The sequence below is a fragment of the Halorubellus salinus genome (assembly GCF_020567525.1).
Classification (GTDB): domain Archaea; phylum Halobacteriota; class Halobacteria; order Halobacteriales; family Natrialbaceae; genus Halorubellus; species Halorubellus salinus.
This window is the reverse complement of sequence record NZ_JAJCVI010000010.1, coordinates 1-3359: the sequence shown is the minus strand read 5'-3', so window position 1 is coordinate 3359 and position 3359 is coordinate 1. Positions and strand designations below refer to the sequence as shown.

The window sequence follows — 3359 nt, the reverse complement described above, 5'->3', positions numbered from 1 at the left end:
GCACAATCCACGGTCAGCGTCGCCACTCCGCGAACACAAACACACACAATCCACGGACAGCATCACCACTCCCCATTAAAGACGAAAAGCCCGCCACCCCCAAAGGGGATGGCAGGCTTCAAGATATGAATGCGAGGCAGCGAACCGCGTTTCCCAGAGGCTCGCGCACTCCAGTACTCCCCGGTACGCAGATGGGCTTAACTTCCGTGTTCGGGATGGGTACGGGTGTCACCCCACCGCTCTGGCCGCCTCAACGCCGACCCACGGGAACGATCCATGGTACGCCAAACGTCGGTACGACAGCCGCAATGTAAGCACAATCCAGTTAACACCTGGACTCGTACAGCACGAGTCAGCACACAGTCCGAATGAATGGTGGCTCGAGTGATTAGTTCTCGCGGGCTCAACACCTCGTTGCCTTGGTGCGTACACCCCGAGTCTATCTACCTCATCTTCTATGAGGACTCTCAAGCGGAACCTCTTTTCCAGGTGGGTTTCGAGCTTAGATGCGTTCAGCTCTTACCCCGTGTGACGTAGCTGCCCGGCACATGCCCTCTCGGACAACCGGTACACCAGTGGTCACCACTCGTAGTTCCTCTCGTACTATACGAGCGTTCCCGTCAGGTTCCATAACACCCCCAGTAGATAGCAGCCGACCTGTCTCACGACGGTCTAAACCCAGCTCACGACCTCCTTTAATAGGCGAACAACCTCACCCTTGCCCGCTGCTGCACGGGCAGGATGGAGGGAACCGACATCGAGGTAGCAAGCCACGCGGTCGATATGTGCTCTTGCGCGTGACGACTCTGTTATCCCTAAGGTAGCTTTTCTGTCAGCAATGGCCCGCATCAAGCAGGCAAATTGGTTCGCTAGACCACGTTTTCACGTCAGTGTCACTCGTTGGGAATGACACTGTCAGACCACCTTATGCTCTTGCGCTCTTCATCGCGTCTCCGACGCGATTGAGGTGATCTTGGGGCACGCTCGATATCTTTTCAAGCGTGTACCGCCCCAGTCAAACTGCCCGGCTACCGGTGTCCTCCTCCCGGAGTGAGAGTCACAGTCATTAGTGGGTAGTATTTCACTGATGCCTCGGTGGCCCGCTAGCGCGGGTACCTGTGTAACGGCTCCTACCTATGCTGCACACTAACGACCGTGTCTCAGCGACAGCCTGCAGTAAAGCTCTATAGGGTCTTCGCTTCCCCCTGGGGGACTCCAGACTCCGCACTGGAACGTACAGTTCACCGGGCCCAACGTCGGGACAGCGAAGCTCTCGTTGATCCATTCGTGCAAGCCGCTACTGAAGCGGCAAGGTACTACGCTACCTTAAGAGGGTCATAGTTACCCCCGCCGTTGACGGGTCCTTCGTCCCATTGTACTGGGTGTTCAGATACCCGCACTGGGCAGGATTCAGTGACCGTACGAGTCCTTTCGGATTTGCGGTCACCTATGTTGTTACTAGACAGTCGGAGCTTCTTGGTCACTGTGACCTGCCTCTCTCCGAGGCAGGCACCCCTTCTCGCGAACTTACGGGGCTAATTTGCCGAATTCCCTGACGTCGGTTGTTCCCGACAGGCCTGAGCGTTCTCGGCTAGAGCACCTGTGTCGGATCTCGGTACGGTTCGTATGCTTGCCTTTTCACGGGCCCCGGATACGGTCGACTTTCGCTATCTCCGGCTTCGTCCGCTTCCTGCCATTACGGCGTCCACGGATTTCCCGGATTCGACTGGGCGAAGGCCCAGCTCGACTGTCTCTAAGGCGTCGGCGTTCACTGCATACGAGCACTGGAATATTAACCAGTTTCCCGGTTCGTCCAAGTCGAATTACGGTTGGACTTAGGGCCGGCTAACCCTCGGCTGAACGGCATTGCCGAGGAACCCTTGCTCTTTCGGCCGTCGGGGGTCTAACCCGACTAACGCTGCTACTATGGCCAGGATTTTCGTCACTGTATGGTCCACGCGAACTCTCGTCCGTGCTTCCACCCATACAGAGCGCCAATCTACACGATCACCCGTATGATGGGTGCGGCCAGGTCTCGGTGGTGGATTTGAGCCCCGATCATTTTGGGCGCCTCAAACCTCGGCCGGTAAGCTGTTACGCTATTCTTAGAGGGTAGCTGCTTCTAAGCTCACCTCCCGGCTGTCTAGGGCTTGAGACCACCTTCGATCGCACTTAATCCACACTTGGGGACCTTAACCCGGCTCTGGGTTGTCTCCCTCATGGTGCACAGGCTTACCCCGCACACCGGACTCCCTGCGTCGACGGCGCTCGTAGGTTTGGAGTTTGACAGGGAGGCCCACTTCTCTCGAAGTGGGATCTCCCAATCGGTCGCTCTACCCCACGAGCTACCTCAGCAGAGGTCATGCTTCGACATGTTTCGATTGGAACCAGCTGTTGCCAGATTCGATGGGCCTTTCACCCCTACACCTAGGTCACGCGAGGGTATTGAAGGACACCAACGCTAACAGGCCTCCACGTGCCTTTCGGCACGCTTCACCTTGCCCAGGCGTAGATCATCTGGTTTCGGGTCGCATCCGTTTGACTCCCCGCGCTTGAACACGGTGACCCTGGCCCCTAGGGGGCTGCGGTCGTATCGGTTTCCCTGTGCCTTCCCAGCGAGAAGCTGGTTAGACTCGTCAGACAGATGCACTCCCTGGCTCGTTTTTCAAAACGCACGATGGAACACCGGCTTCCACGAGTTCCTACTGCGGGCTCGCGCCCGGGTCGTTTTCTCGTGGACCTTGTATGCCCCATCGCTCTATCGCCAACTGATTTCAGGCCCTATTGCACCTCCCTTTGTGGGGTGCTTTTCAGCGTTCGCTCACGCTACTTGTTCGCTATCGGTCTTGAGGAGTGTTTAGTCTTCGCGGTCGATGCCCGCGTCGTTCACGAGGGATATCCAACCCCCGATACTCTGGAGCTGACGCCCAACGTACTTGTTCGGTTTACGGGGCTGTCACCCTGTGTCGCGCTCCGTTCCAGGAGACTTCAATCGAACGTTCTGTTGTTGGTTGTCAGTCCGAACACCACATTGCCCGTGAGGGCTTCGGTTTGGACTGGGTCGCGTTCACTCGCGGTTACTGACGACATCGCGGTCTTGCTTTCTTTTCCGGCCGATACTAAGATGTTTCAGTTCTCGGCGTTCCCCATTGCGCGAAGCAATTGCGGTGGGGATTCCCATTCGGAGATCCCAAGTTCTTTCCCTCCGTGCGGGTCCCTTGGGCTTTTCGCAGCTTGGCACGTCCTTCGTCGGCTCTCAAGCCGAGCCATCCACCAGTTGGCACAGTAGCCACGTCTGTTGGAATGTTGTTGACTCGATGGTACGAGTCCAGTTTGTGTCTGGATTGTGCTTACACGCG

General features: G+C 57.1%; 2 rRNA genes. Both read right to left on the bottom strand.

Annotation, left to right across the window (positions count from 1 at the left end):
• Positions 1-131: 131 nt before the first annotated feature.
• Positions 132-253 (bottom strand): 5S ribosomal RNA (gene rrf, locus LI336_RS20025).
• A 117-nt stretch (positions 254-370) separates the two neighbouring features.
• Positions 371-3298, bottom strand: a 23S ribosomal RNA gene (locus LI336_RS20020).
• Positions 3299-3359 lie beyond the last annotated feature (61 nt).